This is a genomic window from Streptomyces sp. NPDC020489 (genome assembly GCF_044386545.1).
Lineage (GTDB): Bacteria > Actinomycetota > Actinomycetes > Streptomycetales > Streptomycetaceae > Streptomyces.
Genome location: NZ_JBIRUZ010000015.1, coordinates 87,820 through 105,876, shown reverse-complemented (window position 1 = coordinate 105,876; position 18,057 = coordinate 87,820). Strand labels below are relative to the sequence as shown.

Here is an 18,057-nt window from a genome sequence, read left to right as displayed (position 1 = left end):
GACAACTGACCATGACCGAGCGGAACTTCAGCACGGGTATCCCGGCAGTGGACTTCCTCGTCACCTTCCTCCAGGGCCGCGTCCAGCGCGCCCGCTCCGGCGAACTCGACCGCGGTGCCTCCGCCGTCGAGTGGGTCATCATCTCCGCGGTCGTCGTGGCGATCGTCGGCGTGGTGGCGGCCATCATCAACCGGGCGCTCGAGGGCGGCGCCGAGAAGGTCGAGGACTGCATCAACGGCGCCCAGGCGTCCGGCACCTGCTGAGGCAGGGGATTCCACGAGGGCACGGGGGGTTGGTGCAGCACATGCGGGCCTGGGTACGCCGCAGACGGGAAGCCGCCATGACGCGCGGCGACTCCGGCATGACCGCGATCGAGTTCGTGCTGCTCACCCCCGTCCTGTTCTTCATGATCTTCGCCACCGTGCAGTTCGCGCTGTACTTCTTCGCCGACCACGTGGCCCAGGCGGCCGCCCAGGCGGGGGCCCGCAAGGCGCGCGCCACGGCACACGACGAGCCGGGCGCGTGGCGGGGCAAGGCGCGGGACGTGGTGGACGACTACATCAGCCAACTCGGCCCGAGACTGGTGCTGTCGCCGGACGTGGCGATGCTCCAGCCGGAGCAGAACACGGTGGGCGTGGAGATCACGGCGCGTGTCCCGTCGGTGTTCCCGGGGCTCGATCTCACCGTGCACGCGCAGTCGGTGGGGCCGGTGGAGCGGTTCGTGACGGAGGACGGGAACTAGATGTCGTCCTTCGAGCGACGCCTGCGGGACGACGACCGCGGCCTGTCCGCCATCGAGGTGGTCATCCTCGCCCCGGTGATGATCCTCTTCATCCTCGTCCTGGTCGCCTTCGGGCAGATGGTGGAGGGCCGGGGCGCCCTCGACGGCGCCGCCCGCGACGCGGCCCGCGCGGGCTCGCTCCAGTGGGACGTCGGCAACGCGATGGCCGAGGCGCGGCGGGCGGCCGAGGCCGACCTGACCGACGTCTGCGTCGGCCCGGTGACGGTCGACAAGACCAGCGCGGGCTTCGAGGACGCCGAGCTCTTCACGGTCGAGGTCAGCTGCCGGGTCAAGGGCCTGGGCATGCTCGGCCTCGACATCACGACCACGATGTCGGGTTCCTTCACGGCCCCGCTGGACCCGTTCAAGAGGAAGGCGGGATGAGGAAGGTGACGCCTTTTCTTCGCTGGCTGGAGTCCCGCCGGTCCCGTCTGGACGACCGCGGTTCCGGCGCCGGCGCGGTCATCATCTTCGCCCTCGTGTTCCTGTCCCTGTCGGCGTTCGTGATCGACGGCGGCCTGTCCATCTCGAAACGGGAACGCGCGGCCGACATCGCCGAACAGGCGGCCCGTTACGCGGCCCAGGACATCGACACCGAGGCCCTGTACGAGAACGAGGGCGGCGACGCCCCGATCAACTACGAGAACTGCGACGCCCGTGTGAAGGCCTTCGCCCGCGAGATGGACATGTCCGCCGCGGACATCGCCGGCACCCACTGCGTGACCGCCGACACCCAACAGGTACAGGTCGAGGTGCGGTTGACGTACTCGCCGGTGTTCATCGGCATGTTCTACGGCGGTGACGTGATCGTCCACGGGCAGGCGGTGGCGGAGAACCAGGTCGGGTGACGGGAGCGTGACGGCCGGGCGTGGCAGGTGCGAGGAGTGCCCGCCGAGGGGCGGGGCCGCATCTGCGACTCGGGCATGTCGCGCAGGCCGTCAGGGATCCCGGCCGGTGGTTGTCCACAGGCCCCTGCCCGGGCTTCGACTCCTTACATAAGATCTCTGTAGTCTCATTGCACTCCCCGTACCCCCTCACCCCACAGCCTCGCCACACGACCCCAGGACGCCCGCCATGGCACGACGCCGCAGCTCAAGCTCGTCAAGCTCGACGGGAAACACGACCGCCTCGTCCACCCCGAGGAACCGGACCCCGCAGGCCGTGCGGATCCGGCGGCGTACGTTCGGGGACTTCGTCAAGGCGTTCCTCGCGTTCGTCGCGCTGGCCGTGCTGGTGGTGGGCGTACCGGGTGCGCTGGCCGTGGCGGTCGGGTGGCCGCTGCCCAGCGGGATGCCGGAGCTGGGGTGGCTTCAGAGGCCCATCACCACCGGCACCTTCCTGAACATCCTCACCGTCATCGTCTGGTTCGCCTGGGCGCAGTTCACCGCCTGCGTACTCGTGGAGATAAAGGCCGCCGTCTCCGGCATCGGGGTCCCCGGCCGCGTCCCCGGCGCCGGGCCGAGCCAGCTCCTCGCCCGGCAGCTCGTCGCCGCCCTGCTGCTCGTCGGAGCCACCGCTGCCAGCCTCACCCCCGGGCTGTCCCAGCTCGGGCACAGCCTGGAGGGCAACCAGCGCGGGAGCGTCGCCGCGGCCGAACAGACCCCCGGCGGCGGGCTCTTCGCCCAGCAGCAGGAGCAGGCCGCCAGCACCGCCGCCGCCCTCGCCGAACAGGCCACCCACGCCGCCGCGCACGCCGACGCGGGGGGCGGCTCGGCCCAGACCGGCGACACGAAGTACTACCGGATCCAGCCGCCCGAGGGCCGTCACCACGACTCCCTCTGGGAGATCGCCGAACGGCACCTCGGTGACGGACGCCGGTACAAGGAGATCTTCGAGCTCAACAAGGACCGGGTGCAGCCCGACGGCTCCAAGCTGTCCGAGGCGAGCCTCATCCGGCCCGGCTGGATCATGGAGATGCCCGGTGACGCCCGCGGCGGCGACCTCGTCGAGATGCCCGAGACGTCCGGCGGTTCCGCCGCCCAGCAGCAGCTCCACGACTACGCCAAGGCCGGCGGTGACCACGCCGGAGGCGGCAGCGGCCACGCCCAGGGCGGGGGCACCGGCGCCGGCCGGGTCTCCCTCCCCGAACAGCGCCCCGCCCCGGACCGGCCCGGCCACCAGCAGCAGACGCAGGCCGGCTCCGCCGAGGAGGGATTCGGTCTCCCCGAGGCCCTCGTCGGCGCCCCCCTCCTCGCCGCCGGTCTCCTCGGAGCCCTCGGACGGCGCCGCCGCCAGGCCCTGTGGCAGTCGGCGTTCGGTGCCGTCAGCGGGCGGCGCGGCATGGAACCGCCCACCCCGACCGGGGACGCCGCCAACGCCCAGGACGCCCTTCTGGTCGGCGCCGACCCCGAGGGCGTACGCCTGCTCGACCGCTCCCTGCGCGGACTGGCCGCGTCCCTCGCCGCCGAGTCCCGCCCCCTGCCCACCGTCTACGCGACCTGGCTCGGCAACAACGGCGACCTCCACCTCCAGCTCGCCCAGCCGTCCGGGAACCCGCCGGCCCCCTGGCAGCTCGGCCAGGACCCGACGTTCTGGATGCTCGCGCGCACCGACGCCGAGCGGTACGAGGACGTCGACGCCGCGGCCCCCTACCCGGGCCTGGTCAGCCTCGGCACCATGGACGACTCCCGGCTGCTGCTCAACCTGGAGTCCGTGCCCGGCCTCGTCTCGCTGAGCGGCAGCGAGACCGACCGCGCCGCCGTCTTCGCCTCCGTCGCCGCCGAACTCGCCACCAACGGCTGGTCGGACCGCATGACCATCACCCTCGTCGGCTTCGGCGAGGACCTCACCCCGCTCGCGCCCAACCGGCTGCGGCACCTCGACGGCATCGACGACCTCCTGGAGACCATGGAGGCCGAGACCCGGCAGCGGCGCGGCGCGCTCGGCGCCGCCGGACACGACTCCGTGCTCACCGGCCGCACCGGGCCCGCCCAGCACACCCGTTGGGCCCCGCATCTCGTCCTGCTCGCCGCCGAGCCCTCCGCCGACGAGGCGATGAAGCTCGCCGAGCTCGCCGCCGACGCCGGCCGGCTCGGCATCGGCTACCTCGTCGGCACCGCGAGCGGCGATCTGCCCGGCGCCGCCTGGGAGATGGAGATCACCGGCGAGGGCAAGCTGCTCGCCCCGCTGCTCGGCCTCGAACTCGACGCCCAGCTGCTGCCCGTGCCCCTCCAGCGCGCGGTCGTGGAGCTGTTCGTCGACTCCGACCCGGACCGCGACCCGCAGGGCCCGACCACCACGCCGCCGTTCCTCGTCGACATCAGCGAGCAGGGGCGGCCCGCGGTGTACGCGCGGCTCGTCGGACCGTACGAGATCATCGGCCTGGAGACCCCCGACGGCGACCGCAGCGCCCTCCTCCACGAGGCGCTCGCCCTGCTGCTCCTGCACCGCGAGGGCGTCCACCCGCGCGTGCTGTCCTCCGCGCTGTGGCCGCGCGGTGTCACCGACGACGTCCGCGAGGCGCTCCTGGACCGGCTGCGCACCTGGCTCGGCACCGACCCCGACGGCAGCCCGCGGCTCACAACCGACGCGACCGGACGGCTCACCCTCGCCAAGTCCGTCGTCTCCGACCTGGACGTGCTGCGCTCGCTGTACCACGAGGCCACGCAGGGGCGCGGGGTCGACAGCCGGGTGGTGCGCGGGCGGCTGCTCACCGACGCGCTGGTGCTGGTGCGCGGCCCGCTCCTCGCCGACCGGCCCGAGGGGCGCTACCGCTGGCTCACCCACGAGATCGTCGACGCCCAACTCCCGCTGCTGGTCGCGGACATCGGCCTCGCGCTCTCCGAGTTCCACCTGGTCAAGGACCGCGCGGAGAAGGCCATCGAGGCCCTCGGCGCCGCCCTGAACTCCGCGCCCGCCGACGAGCGGCTCTGGCACGAACTGCTTCGCGCCACCCACGCCACCGGCGACGCCGCCCGGCTCCAGGCCCTCGCCGCCGACCTCGTCGCCCGCAGCGGGTCCCGCGGACTGCCGCCGCGCACCGAGGCACTGCTCGACGAGCTGCTGCCGACGTGGCGCGAGAGCGTCGCGGCCGTGGGATGACCCTCCTGCTGATCGTCGCCGCCGCGCTCTGGGGCGCGGCGGCGGGCGCGTTCCTGCCGAAGGCCGCCTTCCGGTTCTCCGTGCCGGCGGGCGAGGCCTGGCGCGAGGCCTGTCCCGCCGGTCACCCGATCACGGGGTGGCTCGGGCGGGGACGCTGCCGGCAGTGCGAGGGCGCACCGGCCCACGGCCCCTCGGCCCCCCTCCTCGCCGCCGTCACCGCCCTCGTCTGCGCCGCCCTCGCCGCCGCCACCGGCACCCGGCCCGAGATCGGCGTCTGGCTGCTGCTGGCCCCGCTCGGCGTGCTGCTCGCCGTCGTGGACCTGCGGGTCCAACGGCTGCCCGACCCGCTGACCCTGTCGCTCGCGGGCGCCGCACCCGTGCTGCTGGGCGCGGTCTCCTTCGTGCCCGAGCACACCGGCGCATGGCTGACCGCGCTCTACGGCGCCCTCGCGCTCGGCTTCGCCTTCTTCGTGCTGTTCCTGATCAACCCCGCCGGCATGGGCTTCGGCGACGTGAAGCTGGCCCTCGGTCTCGGCGCGGTGCTCGGCTGGTACGGCTGGCCGACGGTGATGCTGGGCACCTTCGCCGGGTTCCTGCTGGGCGCGCTGTACGGCGGCGCGCTGGTCGTCGCGCGCAAGGCGGGGCGCAGGACCGCGATCCCCTTCGGGCCGTTCCTGATCACGGGAGCGCTCGTGGGGGTGCTGATCGGGGCCTACGCGGCCTGACGTCGGTCGGGCAAGGGGGCTGGCGTAGGCTGGCGTGGTCCGTCCCCACGGACGGTTCCGTCCACAACCCTTGACGAAAGGGACGCTCCGGTGACCGAGAAGGCCGACCTTCAGTCCGTCCTCGACCGCGCCGCCGCCGGTGGGCGGATCACTCCGGAGGAGGCGCTCGACCTCTACCGCGACGCCCCGCTGCACGCGCTGGGCGCGGCCGCCGACGCCGCACGCCGCCGCCGGTACGCCGGAACCGAGCACATCGCGACGTACATCATCGAGCGGAACATCAACTACACGAACGTCTGCGTGACGGCGTGCAAGTTCTGCGCGTTCTACGCCCCGCCGAAGGCCAAGGACAAGGGCTGGACCCGCGACCTCGACGACATCCTGCGCCGCTGCGCGGAGACCGTGGAGCTGGGCGGCACGCAGATCATGTTCCAGGGCGGGCACCACCCGGACTACGGCGTGGAGTACTACGAGGAGCACTTCGCCGCCATCAAGCAGGCCTTCCCGCAGCTGGTGATCCACTCCCTCGGCGCGTCCGAGGTCGAGCACATGGCGCGGATCTCGAAGGTGAGCGTCGAGGAGGCGATCCAGCGGATCCACGCCGCCGGGCTCGACTCCTTCGCGGGCGCGGGCGCCGAGCTGCTGCCCGAGCGCCCCCGCAAGGCCATCGCGCCGCTGAAGGAGTCCGGCGAGCGCTGGCTGGAGATCATGGAGACCGCGCACCGGCTGGGCGTGGAGTCGACGTCGACCATGCTCATGGGCACCGGCGAGACCAACGCCGAGCGCATCGAGCACCTGCGGATGATCCGTGACACCCAGGACCGGACGGGCGGCTTCCGGGCCTTCATCCCGTACCTGTACCAGCCGATGAACAACCACCTGAAGGGCCGCACCCAGGCCACGATCCTCGAGTACCTGCGGATGATCGCGGTCGCCCGGCTCTTCATGGACAACATCGCGCACATCCAGGGCTCCTGGCTGACCACCGGCCAGGACGCGGGCCAGCTGACGCTGCACTACGGCGCGGACGACCTCGGCTCGGTGATGCTGGAGGAGAACGTCGTCTCGGCGGCCGGTGCCAAACACCGCTCCAACCTCCAGGAAATGATCGACATGATCCGTACGGCAGGGCGGGTCCCGGCCCAGCGCTCCACCACGTACGAGCACCTCGTCGTGCACGACGACCCGGCGAACGACCCGGTCGACGCGCGCGTGCAGTCCCACATCTCCTCGACGGCCATCGAGGGCGGGACGGCACACCCCGAGCTGAAGATCCTCGCGTCCAACTAGCCCGCCGATGGAGACCATTCACGCCGCCGACGAGGTCCGCTGCACCTGGACCTCGGAGCCGATCAGGAACGGCGCCGTGCTGGTGGGGCGGGACCGGGTCGGTGCGGTGGGGACGCTGGAGGAGCTGCGGGCGCGGTTCCCGGGCGCCCGGGTCCGCGTCTGGCCCGGCGTCCTCGGACCCGCCCGTGTCCACGAGGGGCCGCTCCCGGACGCCCCGACACCACGGGAACGCATCCACGCCGTGCTGAAGTCGGGTGCGGTGGCGGTCCTCGCGGAGTACGCCGACACCCCCGAACTCCGTGCCGCCGCCGAGCGCAACGACGTGGTCGTGCTCCCCCGCACGCAGACCACCGCCATCGTGGAAGTGGGCCGCGCCGACCTGGCCGTCTTCGACGACGGCGAGTGCGTCGCGACCGTCTGCTCCGGCCGGCTGGTCCACCGCAGGCGCTGAGCGGCCCCTCGGTGCCGGCGGTCAGCGCCCCTCAGTCCTCCGCGAACGCCGCCGCGAAGGCGCCCGAACTCTGCTCCACCCCGCTGCAGTTCGTCAGCTCGTCGCCGTCATCGCCGCACTCCTGGTCGCGGAACGTCGACCACATCGACACCCAGGCGATCTCCTTCTCCTCGGCGTAGGACCGGACCTGGGCCGCGTCGGAGAGGGTGAACGTCTCGCCGTCGACGTCGTTGACCCCGATCATCGAGGTCAGCGCCATCGCTCGCCACGCCGTCGCCCCGGACGTGCCGAAGACGTCCATCAGCTGCGTGTGCGTGGCCTTGGCGGAGGCGATCGCGTAGTCGCCCATGTCCCCGTCGTGGGACTCGCTGTAGTTCATGGTCATGATGTTGACCGTCGAGACCTGTACGGAACGGTTGTTGGCGGACTCCAGCAGCGCGAGGCTGTCGTCGTCGAGCCCCGAGGGCATCACCGGCAGCGTGAACGACACCGTCAGGTCGCCGCGTTCCTCCTGGAGCAACGCGATGGCCTCGGACCGCAGTTCCACCGACTCGGTGTCCGTCAGGGAGTCGCCCTCGATGTCGAAGTCGGCCTGGGCGGAGCCGGCCGCGTCGAGTGCCGTGCCGTAGGCCTCGGCCAGCTCCGAGGCGCTGTCGCAGCTCTCCGCGAGCTCTTTGCCGGAGGCGCCGCCGAAGGAGACGCGGACGCTCGCGCCGTCCTTCTTGAGCCGCGAGATCCGGGACGCCACCGAGGAGTCGCCGATGGCGTGCGTGCCGTTCCAGGTCGGCGTGCACGTGCTGCCGTCCGCGATCACGAAGGCCAGGTTGTACGTCGTCGGCGAGCCGGCCGCGTCGTTGGCGGAGGCCTCGGTGGCGCTGACGTAGGGGGCGTAGGAGGTGCCGGAGGAGGCGCCGGAGGGACTGTTCGTCGGGGGTGCCGACGTCGTGGTGGGTGCCGCGTCGGACGGGGTGCCGGTGTCGGCCGAACATCCCGCCGTGGCCAGGGCAAACAGGCAACTCAGCCCTGCCGCCGACCTCAGGAAACGCCGCATTCTCCCTGCACCCGCTCTCGTGATCTCTGTCTCAGGACGGAAACAAACCGTGTCGGCCGAGTGGAAATGTCTCACACCGGCCTGAGTTCCACGGGGACAGAATGCGCACAGCGAGCCCATGGGAATGGGGGAGCAAATCGGGCCATTCGGTTTCCGAAAGCGGACAATCAGAACCCTTCCGCTCCGCTGGAGTTGCGCAGGGTTTCCAGCAACCTCTCAGGGAAGCGACAGGTGAAGGCGTTTCTCATACGCGCCTCACAACAATCCCTGGGTTTTGGACACATAAAGACTCTCTAACGTCCGGGGAATGCATTCCGAGCCTGCCATCGAAAACCGCACCCCACGCGGTCGCCGTCGCAAACGCCGCGGCAACGAGTCCGCCGAAGGGCCCGTGTTCGTTGACAACTCCGGACGCCGCTCCCGGCTGCTGCGCCGGATCGGTCTCCTCGTCGGCGTCCTGTGTGTCGGGTACGCCGTCGTCCTGGGCCTGGCCTTCATGGGCATCGGCGCCTCGACCCCGTCCTCGCTGCTGCCCTTCGGAGGCGGCCAGGGCGGTCCGGGCGCCCAGAACGGCCCCGGCACCGAGCCCCAGGGCGGCATCGGCGACAGCGTGCGGCCCAGCGGCTCGCCGCCCGTCCTGCCCTCGGGCGTGCCCACACCGTCCGCCTCCGCGACCGTGACCGCGAACTGACCGGAGCGCAGCCACCGTTATGACGACGACGACTCCCTCCCGCGGCCGCCGCCGCGCCCCCTCCCGGCTCGGCCGGGCGGCGGGCCGGGCCGCGGCGCTCCAGAAGCCCCGCGTCCTGCTCGCGGGGCTGCTCCTGCTCGCACTGACCAGCGTGATGCTGCTCGACGGTTATCTGCGCGCCGAGGTCGGCGGCGACCAGCGGGTCCGCGACGGGGCCAGCTCCAGCAAGGTCCCCGACGCGATCCTGAACGGCGGCCCGATCCTGACCTTCCGCGGCGGACAGGCCACGACCGTCTCCGTCCCGGACAAGACGATCGCGCTGACCTTCGACGACGGCCCCAACCCGACGTACACGCCACAGGTGTTGGAGACCCTGGAGAAGTACGACGTGCCCGCCACGTTCTTCGTGGTCGGCTCGATGGTGTCGCGCTACCCGGACATCGTGAAGGACATGGTCGAGCAGGGGAACGAGGTGGGCATCCACACCTTCACCCACGTCGACCTCTCCTACCAGAGCGACGCCCGCGTCGACCGGGAGATGCAGCAGACCCAACTGGCGCTCGCGGGCGCGGCCGGCATCACCACCACGCTGTTCCGGGCGCCCTACTCCTCGGAGACGGACGCCATCGACAACTACAGCTGGCCGGTCTACGAGAAGCTCGGCGCGGACGGCTACACCAGCGTCTTCGTCGACACCGACAGCGACGACTGGAAGAAGCCGGGCGTCGCGAAGATCGTCAAGTGGGCGACGCCGACCAAGTCCAAGGGCGCGTCCGTGCTCTTCCACGACGCCGGCGGCGAGCGCTCGCAGACGATCAAGGCACTGCCCCGGTACATCGAGAAGATGCGGGCGGACGGGTACACCTTCACCACCATCAGCGGAGTGCTGGCCGCGGAGCAGACGGCCACCGGGCAGCAGCAGGCGGGCGCGCCGGCCGCCGGGAACGGAGAGCGGCCCGGAGCCGCGGCCACCGGCGCGGGCAGCCTCCAGGCCGCCCACCGCGAGGCCACCGGCGCGACCCTCTACGAGGGCAAGGCCCTGCTCGCGGCCGTCGCCGTCGCCGAGTACGCCGTCCCCACCCTGTCGGTCGGCCTCATGGTCGTCGGGGTCGCCGTCATGGGCCGGTTCGGGATGATGCTGCTCCTCGCCCGCCGCCACTACAGACAGCGCAACAAACGCCGGTTCAGCTGGGGTCCCACGGTCAGCCGGCCGGTGAGCGTGATCGTCCCGGCGTACAACGAGAAGGAGTGCATCGCCAACACGCTGAAGTCGCTGGCGCAGAGCACCCATCCGATCGAGATCATCGTCGTCGACGACGGCTCCACCGACGGCACCTCCGAGATCGCCCGCGACGCCGCCCGCGCACTCGGCATGACCAACGTCCGGGTCATCCGCCAGGAGAACGCGGGCAAGCCCGCCGCCCTCAACAACGGGGTCCGCAGCGCCCGTCACGACATCGTCGTGATGATGGACGGCGACACCGTCTTCGAGGCCGACACCGTACGGCAGTTGGTGCAGCCCTTCGCCGACCCCGCGGTCGGCGCGGTCGCCGGCAACGCCAAGGTCGGCAACCGCGACACGATCATCGGCGCCTGGCAGCACATCGAGTACGTGATGGGCTTCAACCTGGACCGCCGCATGTACGACCTGCTGCGCTGCATGCCGACGATCCCCGGCGCGATCGGCGCGTTCCGGCGCGAGGCGGTCCTCGAGGTCGGCGGGATGAGCGAGGACACCCTCGCCGAGGACACCGACATCACCATCGCCATGCACCGGGCGGGCTGGCGGGTCGTCTACCAGGAGCACGCCAAGGCCTGGACGGAGGCGCCGGGTTCGCTCAAGCAGCTGTGGTCGCAGCGCTACCGGTGGTCGTACGGGACCATGCAGGCGCTGTGGAAGCACCGCAAGTCCCTGACGGACAAGGGGCCTTCGGGCCGCTTCGGGAGGGTCGGCATGCCGCTCGTGGTGATCTTCCAGATCGTGACACCGGTCTTCGCCCCCCTGATCGACGTCTTCACGGCGTACTCGATGATCTTCATCGACTTCAAGGCGGCGCTGCTGGCCTGGTTCGCGGTGCTGGCGGTCCAACTGGTCTGCGCGGCCTACGCCTTCCGGCTGGACCGGGAGAAGTACCGCTACCTGCTGATGATGCCGCTCCAGCAGCTGGCCTACCGGCAGATGATGTACCTCGTCCTCATCCACTCCTGCATCACGGCCCTCACGGGCGGCCGGCTGCGCTGGCAGAAGCTGAAGCGGACCGGCGAGGTCGGCACCCCGGCGGGGGCGGGCCGATGAGCTGGGAGCAGCAGGGCTACGAGTCCGGGCACCAGCCCGGCCACCAGCAGCAGAGCTACGCGTACGACTACGAGTACGGCTACGGGTACGGGTACGGGGGCCAGCAGCCCCGGTACCCGGACCACGGGCAGGCCACGGCGCCGCTGCCGGTCGTGGAGCCGGAGCCGGTACCAGAGCCGGAGCCGGAACCCGAGGCGGCGGTCGGGCCGGAGCCGGGGGAGGGGGCGGCGGAGGAGAAGCCGAAGGCCCCCTCCGCCGGTCGCGACCGGTACTTCGACACGCTCCGGGCGGTCGCCCTGATCCGGGTCGTCACCTATCACACCTTCGGGTGGGCCTGGTGCGGCCTGGTCTTCCCCTCCATGGGGATCATGTTCGGCCTGGCCGGCACCCTGATGGCGAAGTCGCTTCAGCGGCCGCCGCTGACGGTGGTGCGCGGCCGCCTCCGACGTCTCCTGCCCCCCTTCTGGTTCTGGGGCTTCTTCGTGGTCCTGGCGATGCTGGTCCACGGCTGGATACCGCACTGGGACCTCGTCTACTGGATCGTGCCGTTCGGTGACCCGCCGGGCAGCCAGTGGGGCGTCCAGGCCTGGGAGATCCTCTGGTACCTGCGGACGTACCTCTGGTTCGTGCTGCTGTCCCCCCTGCTGCTGAAGGTGTTCCGGCTCGCCCCGCTCCCGGTGCTCTTCCTGTCCCTCGCGCCGATCCTGGTCCTGAACCTCGTGTGGTCCGGCCCCGACGGGCGGCTCGGCAACGAGATGTGGGACTTCTCCACGTACCTCTTCTGCTGGATCCTCGGCTTCGCGCACCGCGACGGCGTGCTCCAGCGGCTGCGGCCGGCGCTGGTGGTCGCCCTGTCGTCGGCCGCGCTCGGCTACGGCGGCTGGTACGCCTTCGCGCACCAGGGCGAGGTCGGCACCTACGACCTCGACGAGATCCCGCTGGCGCAGGCCTTCTGGTCGGCCGGGTACGTGATGCTGCTGATGTGGGCCAAGGCGTACTTCCGGATCGACTTCGCCTGGCTCACCCGCTTCCCGAGGCTCGACCGGGTCGTGACGGTCTTCAACGCGCGCGCGGTGACGATCTACCTCTGGCACGAGATCGCCCTGATCCTCGCCGTACCCCTGATCGACCAGTTCTGGAACGTGCCCGCGTTCGAGACGTATCTGCCGCTGGAGAGCCAGTGGTTCATGTTCGGGGTCGGCTGGGTGCTGATCGCGGCGTTCGTGCTGGTGTGCGGCTGGGTGGAGGACGTGGCCGGGAAGAAGAAGCCCCGGCTCGTGCCGGGAGGGCGGGCTGCAAGAATGGGCCCGTGACCCGCGCTTCCCTGAACAAGCAGCCGCACGAAGTCGCCTCGATGTTCGACGACGTGGCGGAACGGTACGACCTGACCAACGACGTGCTGTCGCTCGGCCAGGACCGGGCGTGGCGCAAGGAGGTCGCCAAGGCGGTCGACGCCCGGCCCGCGCAGAAGATCCTGGACCTGGCGGCCGGTACGGCCACCTCGTCCCTGCCGTTCGCGCGGACCGGCGCGTACGTCGTCCCCTGTGACTTCTCGCTGGGCATGCTCCGGGTCGGCAAGAAGAACCACCCGTGGCTGCCGCTGACGGCGGGCGACGCGACGAAGCTGCCCTTCAAGGACGACACCTTCGACGCGGTCACGATCTCCTTCGGGCTGCGCAACGTGCAGGACTTCGACGCCGGGCTGCGCGAGATGTACCGGGTGACCAAGCCCGGCGGCCGGGTCGTGATCTGCGAGTTCTCGCACCCGACCTGGGCGCCCTTCCGCACGGTCTACACCGAGTACCTGATGCGCGCCCTGCCGCCGGTCGCCCGCGCGGTCTCCTCCAACCCCGACGCCTACGTCTACCTCGCGGAGTCCATCCGCGCCTGGCCCGACCAGCCCGCGCTGGCCGAGCACCTGAAGAAGGCCGGCTGGTCGAAGGTGGCCTGGCGGAACCTGACCGGCGGCGTGGTGGCCCTGCACCGGGGGTTCAAGGCGAGCTGAGGCCCTCCTGGGGCCTGTGGGCATACGGGGGGCCTTGGGGACGCTGGGTGCGCCGGGGGGCTCGGCGCTGGGCGGAGGAGGACGCTGGGCGCGCCGGGGGCTCGGCGCGGGGCTGAGGGGGACGCTGGGCGCGCCAAGGGCTCGGCGGGGCCGAGGTCCCGGGGTGCGCCGGGCCCGCGGGGGCCGAGGGGACCCTTGGTGCGTCAAAGGCTCGGCGGGGCCGGGGCCCCGGGGTGCGCGCTGAGGGGGACTCAGGACGGGCCCGGTCCGACCGTGCAGGGGTCTCCCGGCTCGTCCAGCTCGCGCCGCAGTCCGCCGCCCGACCGTTTCGGCGGGCGCGGCTCGCGGATGCCTCCGCCGCCGTCACCCGGGCCGAGGTCGAACCACACGTAGACCATCGACTCCCGCGGCACCTCGGCACCGGGCTGCGGGTACTGGCGTACGACGTGGTCGACCACGGCGAGCGGGAGGTCCTGCCGGTCCGGCGCGCTGAGGAGCAGGCCCCGCGCCCGGGCCGTCTCGCGGGCGTCCACGGCCATCAGGCCGACCAGGCGCGGTACGCGCACTTCGGGTGTCGCGGGTGTTGTACGCACGGATGTCACCCCCAGCGGTACGGGCAGCGTAACCGCACAGGGGTGTCGGCCGGAAGCGTCAGGTGTCTTTCTGTAGCCGACGGCTACTTGGAGTCACGGCGTGGGGGTCAGGTCCAGGCGGTAGCAGTGCGCGTCCTCCGCGAGCCGCGGGTGCGGGAACGTCCCCGCCGGCTCCATGCCCAGGCGCCGGATCACCGCGACGGACCGCTCGTTGCCGGGTCTGACCATCGCCACGACGTTCCTGACGCCCGCCGCCCGGAGCCGTTCCAGCGTCATCCGCGCGGCGACCGTCGCGTACCCCTTGCCCCAGTACGCGCGCCCGAGCCGCCAGCCGATCTCGATCTCACCCGTCGGCCCCCAGTCCCGCGGCCACGGCTGGGCCCCGGTGAACCCGATGACCCGCTCGTCCTCGTCGACCACGGTCCACAGACAGAACCCGAGCTCGGCGTCGTGCCGGCGCTGGCGGGCGGTGAGTTCCTCGTAGACGGACAACTCCGCCGACCTGCCGCCGTGGAACTCCATGACCTCCGGGTCGTCGAAGAGCCGGTGCCAGGCGACGGCGTCCTCGTCGGTGGGGACGCGCAGCCGTACTGCGGGGAGAGCTCGGTTCACGGGGCAACCCTTCAGCCGGGTGATCAATCGTGCTGAATAGACTGCCCATGTCCAGTGCCGGTCGGCACGCAGATGTCGAACTTGGGGAGATCCCGCTGTGACCGAGCCCCACTCCGAGCCCGTCTCCGAGGCCCTTTCCGAGAACACCGCCGATGTGATCGTCGTCGGCGCGGGCCCGGCGGGCTCCACGACCGCGTATTACCTCGCCAAGGCCGGACTAGACGTACTCCTGCTGGAGAAGACCGCGTTCCCGCGCGAGAAGGTCTGCGGCGACGGCCTGACCCCGCGCGCCACGAAACAGCTCGTGGCCATGGGCATCGACATCTCCGAGGAGGCCGGCTGGCTGCGCAACAAGGGCCTGCGCATCATCGGCGGCGGCGTCCGCCTCCAGCTGGACTGGCCGGAGCTCGCCTCGTACCCCGACTACGGACTCGTCCGCAAGCGCGACGACTTCGACGAGCAACTCGCCCGCCAGGCCCAGAAGGCGGGCGCGCGACTGTACGAGCGCTGCAACGTCGGCGCGCCCATCGTCGACGACCGCACCGGCCGGATCACCGGCGTGCACGCCAAGCTGGGGGAGGACAAGCGGGAGGTCGCCTTCCACGCGCCCCTGGTGGTCGCCGCCGACGGCAACTCCACCCGGCTGTCCCTGGCGATGGGCCTGCACCGCCGCGAGGACCGCCCGATGGGCGTCGCCGTCCGCACGTACTTCGAGTCGCCGCGCCACGAGGACGACTACCTGGAGTCCTGGCTGGAGCTGTGGGACCGCCGTGGCCCCGAGCCCCGGCTGCTGCCGGGCTACGGCTGGATCTTCGGCATGGGCGACGGCACCTCCAACGTGGGCCTCGGCGTGCTGAACACCTCCGACTCCTTCAAGGAGCTCGACTGGCGCGAGGTGCTCAAGGCCTGGTGCGCGTCGATGCCCGAGGAGTGGGGCTACACCCCCGAACACATGACGGGCCCGATCCGCGGCGCCGCCCTGCCGATGGCCTTCAACCGCCAGCCGCACTACACCAAGGGCCTGCTCCTGGTCGGTGACGCGGGCGGCATGGTGAACCCCTTCAACGGCGAGGGCATCGCCTACGCCATGGAGTCCGGCCAGATCGCCGCCGACGTCATCGTCCAGGCCCATGCGCGGGCCACGCCGGCCCAGCGGGAGATCGCCCTCCAGCGCTACCCGCAGATCCTCAAGGACACCTACGGCGGCTACTACACGCTGGGCCGCGCCTTCGTGAAGCTCATCGGCAACCCGAAGGTCATGAAGATCGCGGCTCAGCGCGGTCTCACCCACCCCCTGCTCATGAAGTTCACCCTGAAGATGCTCGCCAACCTCACCGACCCGACGGGCGGCGACGCGATGGACCGGATCATCAACGGGCTGAGCAAGGTGGCCCCGCGCGCGTGAGCGGGGGGAAGGCCCGCGCCTGCGCCTGCGCCTGAGATGAACTAGGCCTTCCGCTTCTCGATGTCGGCGGCCCGGCGGGACGAGGACCTCGTCCCGCCGGGCCGCCGCCTGCACGTCGGCCACGCTCAGGGCACGCGGAAGGGCCGCTGCCCCCGAGCGGCTGCGGCCCTTACGACGTTCCGTACGCGTGTGCGTCTGTGGTGCGGTCCCGTCAGAGTACGCGCACGGCACCCGAGGCCGGGTAGCCCGACAGGTCCTGGATGACGACGCCCTTGGACGGGTTGGCCGCGTCCAGGTACTGGCCGCCACCGATGTAGACACCCACGTGGTAGGCGGAACCCTTGCCGCCCCAGTAGAGGATGTCGCCGACCTGGATCTGCGACAGCGGGATGTCGGTGCCCTGCATCGACTGGTCCTGGGAGACCCGCGGCAGGTCGACACCGACCTGCTTGAACGCCGCCTGGACCAGGCTCGAACAGTCCCACGCGTTCGGGCCGGTGGCGCCCATGACGTAGGCGTCGCCCACCTGCGCCTTGAGGAAGGCGATGACGGTCCCCACGGAGCCGCTGGCGGGCGCCGAGGCGGTCGTGGTGGTCGTGGTGGCGGAGAGGGTGGTCCGCTCCGAGGAACGCGAGGCGGCGGCCTCAGCGGCGGCCTTACGGGCCTCCTCGGCCTTCTTCTTGGCCTCGGCCTTCTTCTTCGCCTCCAGCAGGTCCTTCTTGGCCTCCTTGGCGGCGGCCGCGGCGGCGGCGTCACGCTCGGCCTGAAGCTCGTAGTTCGCGGCAGCCTGCTGGGTGGCGTCCGCGGACTCGGCGACCTGGGCGGCCAGGTCGGCCGTGAGCGTGGGCAGTTCGAGGGTCTGCGTGGTCTCGGCGGCGCTCGCCGAGGCCGACGCGCCCGCCGCTGCCATGCTGAGAACGCCACCGGCAACTCCGGCGCGCACGGCGAGCGATGTCGTCGCGCTGCGGCGGGGCTTCCGGTGGCTGCGTATGTGAGCGGTGTGGGACATGAGAACAACCGGTATCAGGGGCTCCTCCATACCTTCAAGAAACGTGTGGTGCGCCACAGTTGTTCAACCGACGCCCCAATTACCCCTCATGGCTTTCTTTATTGACGCCGTAACGGACATTGCGGACGGGGCCCTCCACGGCTGTGATCATGCGCTTTCGTGGTTACGTCCGAATTGCCCCGCGCCTACCACCGGTTGGGACAAGTGGCCAACCCCGGTTCTCACGGACCTCTCATCAATGTGGCAGAGGTCACGCAACGGTTACAGCGGCGGCTGCGTCCCGCGCGCACCTCTCGCCCTCGCTCGCTCGTGAACGCGTGCACGCGTCCACATCGCGCCTCGCGACTCCTTCTGATGTGTGAACGCCGCGCACTACCAAGCCGTCGCGTCCAACGCCAATTTGCATGCAAGAGAATTGTCTTGATATGGAGACGCCCGCTCCCACGTGCGCCGACGAGCCAAAATGTCACCTCTGGTGATCACTCGGACGCTTCGCGTGTGAAGATCACCGCTCATCCGACTTCATGATCCTTCGTCAGGTGGTGGAGATCACAAAGCTTGTGCAATACCCCGTGTCGCAGATCACAGACCGGCGGGCATAAGATGCGGGTCAGTTGGGCTTGTGACCTGCTTCACATGTTCGCGATCTTCGCCGGGACAGGCGGGACTTGCGAGACGCGTGAGGCGGAAGTGAACCCGATGCCATCGCCAGCAGTCAGTGCCGACTGAGAGGAGCGAGGAGCGGTGAACGCGTATGCGCCCATCCTCGTACTGGGAGCCCTCGGGGCAGGCTTTGCGATCTTCTCCGTGGTCATGGCCACGCTGATCGGACCAAAGCGGTACAACCGAGCCAAGCTCGAGGCCTACGAGTGCGGGATCGAGCCGACCCCCACGCCGGCCGGCGGCGGGCGCTTCCCCATCAAGTACTACCTGACGGCGATGCTCTTCATCGTCTTCGACATCGAGATCGTCTTCCTCTACCCCTGGGCCGTCACCTTCGACGCCCTGGGTGTTTTCGGGCTCGTGGAGATGCTGCTCTTCGTGCTCACCGTCTTCGTCGCGTACGCGTACGTGTGGCGGCGCGGCGGCCTGGAATGGGACTGAGGG

The 18,057-nt window shown here is 70.9% G+C and carries 18 protein-coding genes; 14 read left to right on the top strand and 4 right to left on the bottom strand.

Annotated features, from left to right (window positions below):
- Window positions 1-11 precede the first annotated feature (11 nt).
- The 8 genes from ACH41F_RS33410 to ACH41F_RS33375 all read left to right on the top strand — a co-directional run bounded on the left by ACH41F_RS33410 (window position 12) and on the right by ACH41F_RS33375 (window position 7,288).
- Window positions 12-263, top strand: coding sequence for a hypothetical protein (locus tag ACH41F_RS33410; RefSeq protein WP_391239914.1), 252 nt, complete (start codon window positions 12-14; stop codon window positions 261-263).
- Window positions 264-304: 41 nt separating this feature from the next.
- On the top strand, window positions 305-742 hold the full coding sequence (locus tag ACH41F_RS33405; protein ID WP_391239911.1) for a TadE/TadG family type IV pilus assembly protein: 438 nt from the start codon (window positions 305-307) through the stop codon (window positions 740-742).
- Window positions 743-1,165 carry a TadE/TadG family type IV pilus assembly protein gene (locus ACH41F_RS33400; protein WP_398838856.1) on the top strand — a complete coding sequence of 141 codons (423 nt, stop codon included), beginning with the start codon at window positions 743-745 and terminating at the stop codon, window positions 1,163-1,165.
- Complete coding sequence (locus tag ACH41F_RS33395; protein WP_398838854.1) at window positions 1,162-1,629, top strand: TadE/TadG family type IV pilus assembly protein; 468 nt, start codon at window positions 1,162-1,164, stop codon at window positions 1,627-1,629. Before ACH41F_RS33400 ends, ACH41F_RS33395 begins: the two co-directional genes overlap by 4 nt.
- 226 nt (window positions 1,630-1,855) lie before the next feature.
- Window positions 1,856-4,822: a BTAD domain-containing putative transcriptional regulator gene (locus ACH41F_RS33390; RefSeq protein WP_398838853.1), complete on the top strand. Its 2,967-nt coding sequence runs from the start codon at window positions 1,856-1,858 to the stop codon at window positions 4,820-4,822.
- On the top strand, window positions 4,819-5,547 hold the full coding sequence (locus ACH41F_RS33385) for a prepilin peptidase (RefSeq protein WP_391239901.1): 729 nt from the start codon (window positions 4,819-4,821) through the stop codon (window positions 5,545-5,547). The genes ACH41F_RS33390 and ACH41F_RS33385 overlap by 4 nt, the downstream gene beginning before the upstream one ends.
- Before the next feature lie 90 nt (window positions 5,548-5,637).
- A complete protein-coding gene (gene mqnC / locus ACH41F_RS33380; protein WP_391239898.1) occupies window positions 5,638-6,837 on the top strand; it encodes a cyclic dehypoxanthinyl futalosine synthase in 1,200 nt (399 codons plus the stop codon).
- 7 nt (window positions 6,838-6,844) lie between these two features.
- The gene (locus ACH41F_RS33375) at window positions 6,845-7,288 is read left to right on the top strand and encodes an imidazolonepropionase-like domain-containing protein (protein WP_398838851.1); all 444 of its coding nucleotides are present in this window, start codon (window positions 6,845-6,847) and stop codon (window positions 7,286-7,288) included.
- A gap of 31 nt (window positions 7,289-7,319) precedes the next feature.
- On the opposite strand, the gene ACH41F_RS33370 is transcribed toward ACH41F_RS33375, so the two are convergent.
- Entirely contained in the window at window positions 7,320-8,339 is a 1,020-nt protein-coding gene (locus ACH41F_RS33370; protein ID WP_391239892.1) for a chitinase, read from the bottom strand.
- Between the two features lie 307 nt (window positions 8,340-8,646).
- Between ACH41F_RS33370 and ACH41F_RS33365 the strand changes: the two genes are divergently transcribed.
- Genes ACH41F_RS33365 through ACH41F_RS33350 form a run of 4 tightly spaced genes read left to right on the top strand, consistent with a single transcriptional unit; the run spans window position 8,647 to window position 13,331 of the window.
- The gene (locus ACH41F_RS33365) at window positions 8,647-9,030 is read left to right on the top strand and encodes a hypothetical protein (RefSeq protein WP_398838849.1); all 384 of its coding nucleotides are present in this window, start codon (window positions 8,647-8,649) and stop codon (window positions 9,028-9,030) included.
- 19 nt (window positions 9,031-9,049) lie between these two features.
- Entirely contained in the window at window positions 9,050-11,326 is a 2,277-nt protein-coding gene (locus ACH41F_RS33360; protein ID WP_398838848.1) for a bifunctional polysaccharide deacetylase/glycosyltransferase family 2 protein, read from the top strand.
- On the top strand, window positions 11,323-12,639 hold the full coding sequence (locus ACH41F_RS33355) for an acyltransferase (protein WP_398838846.1): 1,317 nt from the start codon (window positions 11,323-11,325) through the stop codon (window positions 12,637-12,639). The genes ACH41F_RS33360 and ACH41F_RS33355 overlap by 4 nt, the downstream gene beginning before the upstream one ends.
- Entirely contained in the window at window positions 12,636-13,331 is a 696-nt protein-coding gene (locus ACH41F_RS33350) for a demethylmenaquinone methyltransferase (RefSeq protein ID WP_398838844.1), read from the top strand. The genes ACH41F_RS33355 and ACH41F_RS33350 overlap by 4 nt, the downstream gene beginning before the upstream one ends.
- A 251-nt stretch (window positions 13,332-13,582) precedes the next feature.
- On the opposite strand, the gene ACH41F_RS33345 is transcribed toward ACH41F_RS33350, so the two are convergent.
- Window positions 13,583-13,924, bottom strand: a complete 342-nt coding sequence (locus tag ACH41F_RS33345) for a PASTA domain-containing protein (RefSeq protein ID WP_398838842.1) — start codon at window positions 13,922-13,924, stop codon at window positions 13,583-13,585.
- Between the two features lie 93 nt (window positions 13,925-14,017).
- Window positions 14,018-14,536, bottom strand: coding sequence for a GNAT family N-acetyltransferase (locus tag ACH41F_RS33340; protein ID WP_391239877.1), 519 nt, complete (start codon window positions 14,534-14,536; stop codon window positions 14,018-14,020).
- A 97-nt stretch (window positions 14,537-14,633) separates the two neighbouring features.
- On the opposite strand from ACH41F_RS33340, the gene ACH41F_RS33335 reads away from it, so the two are divergent.
- Complete coding sequence (locus tag ACH41F_RS33335; protein ID WP_391239875.1) at window positions 14,634-15,941, top strand: geranylgeranyl reductase family protein; 1,308 nt, start codon at window positions 14,634-14,636, stop codon at window positions 15,939-15,941.
- A gap of 211 nt (window positions 15,942-16,152) precedes the next feature.
- Here the strand turns inward: ACH41F_RS33335 and ACH41F_RS33330 are convergent, their stop codons facing one another.
- Window positions 16,153-16,980, bottom strand: coding sequence for an NlpC/P60 family protein (locus tag ACH41F_RS33330; RefSeq protein ID WP_391239872.1), 828 nt, complete (start codon window positions 16,978-16,980; stop codon window positions 16,153-16,155).
- Between the two features lie 714 nt (window positions 16,981-17,694).
- Here ACH41F_RS33330 and ACH41F_RS33325 point away from each other — a divergent pair.
- Window positions 17,695-18,054, top strand: coding sequence for an NADH-quinone oxidoreductase subunit A (locus ACH41F_RS33325; protein WP_007383963.1), 360 nt, complete (start codon window positions 17,695-17,697; stop codon window positions 18,052-18,054).
- Window positions 18,055-18,057: the final 3 nt, after the last annotated feature.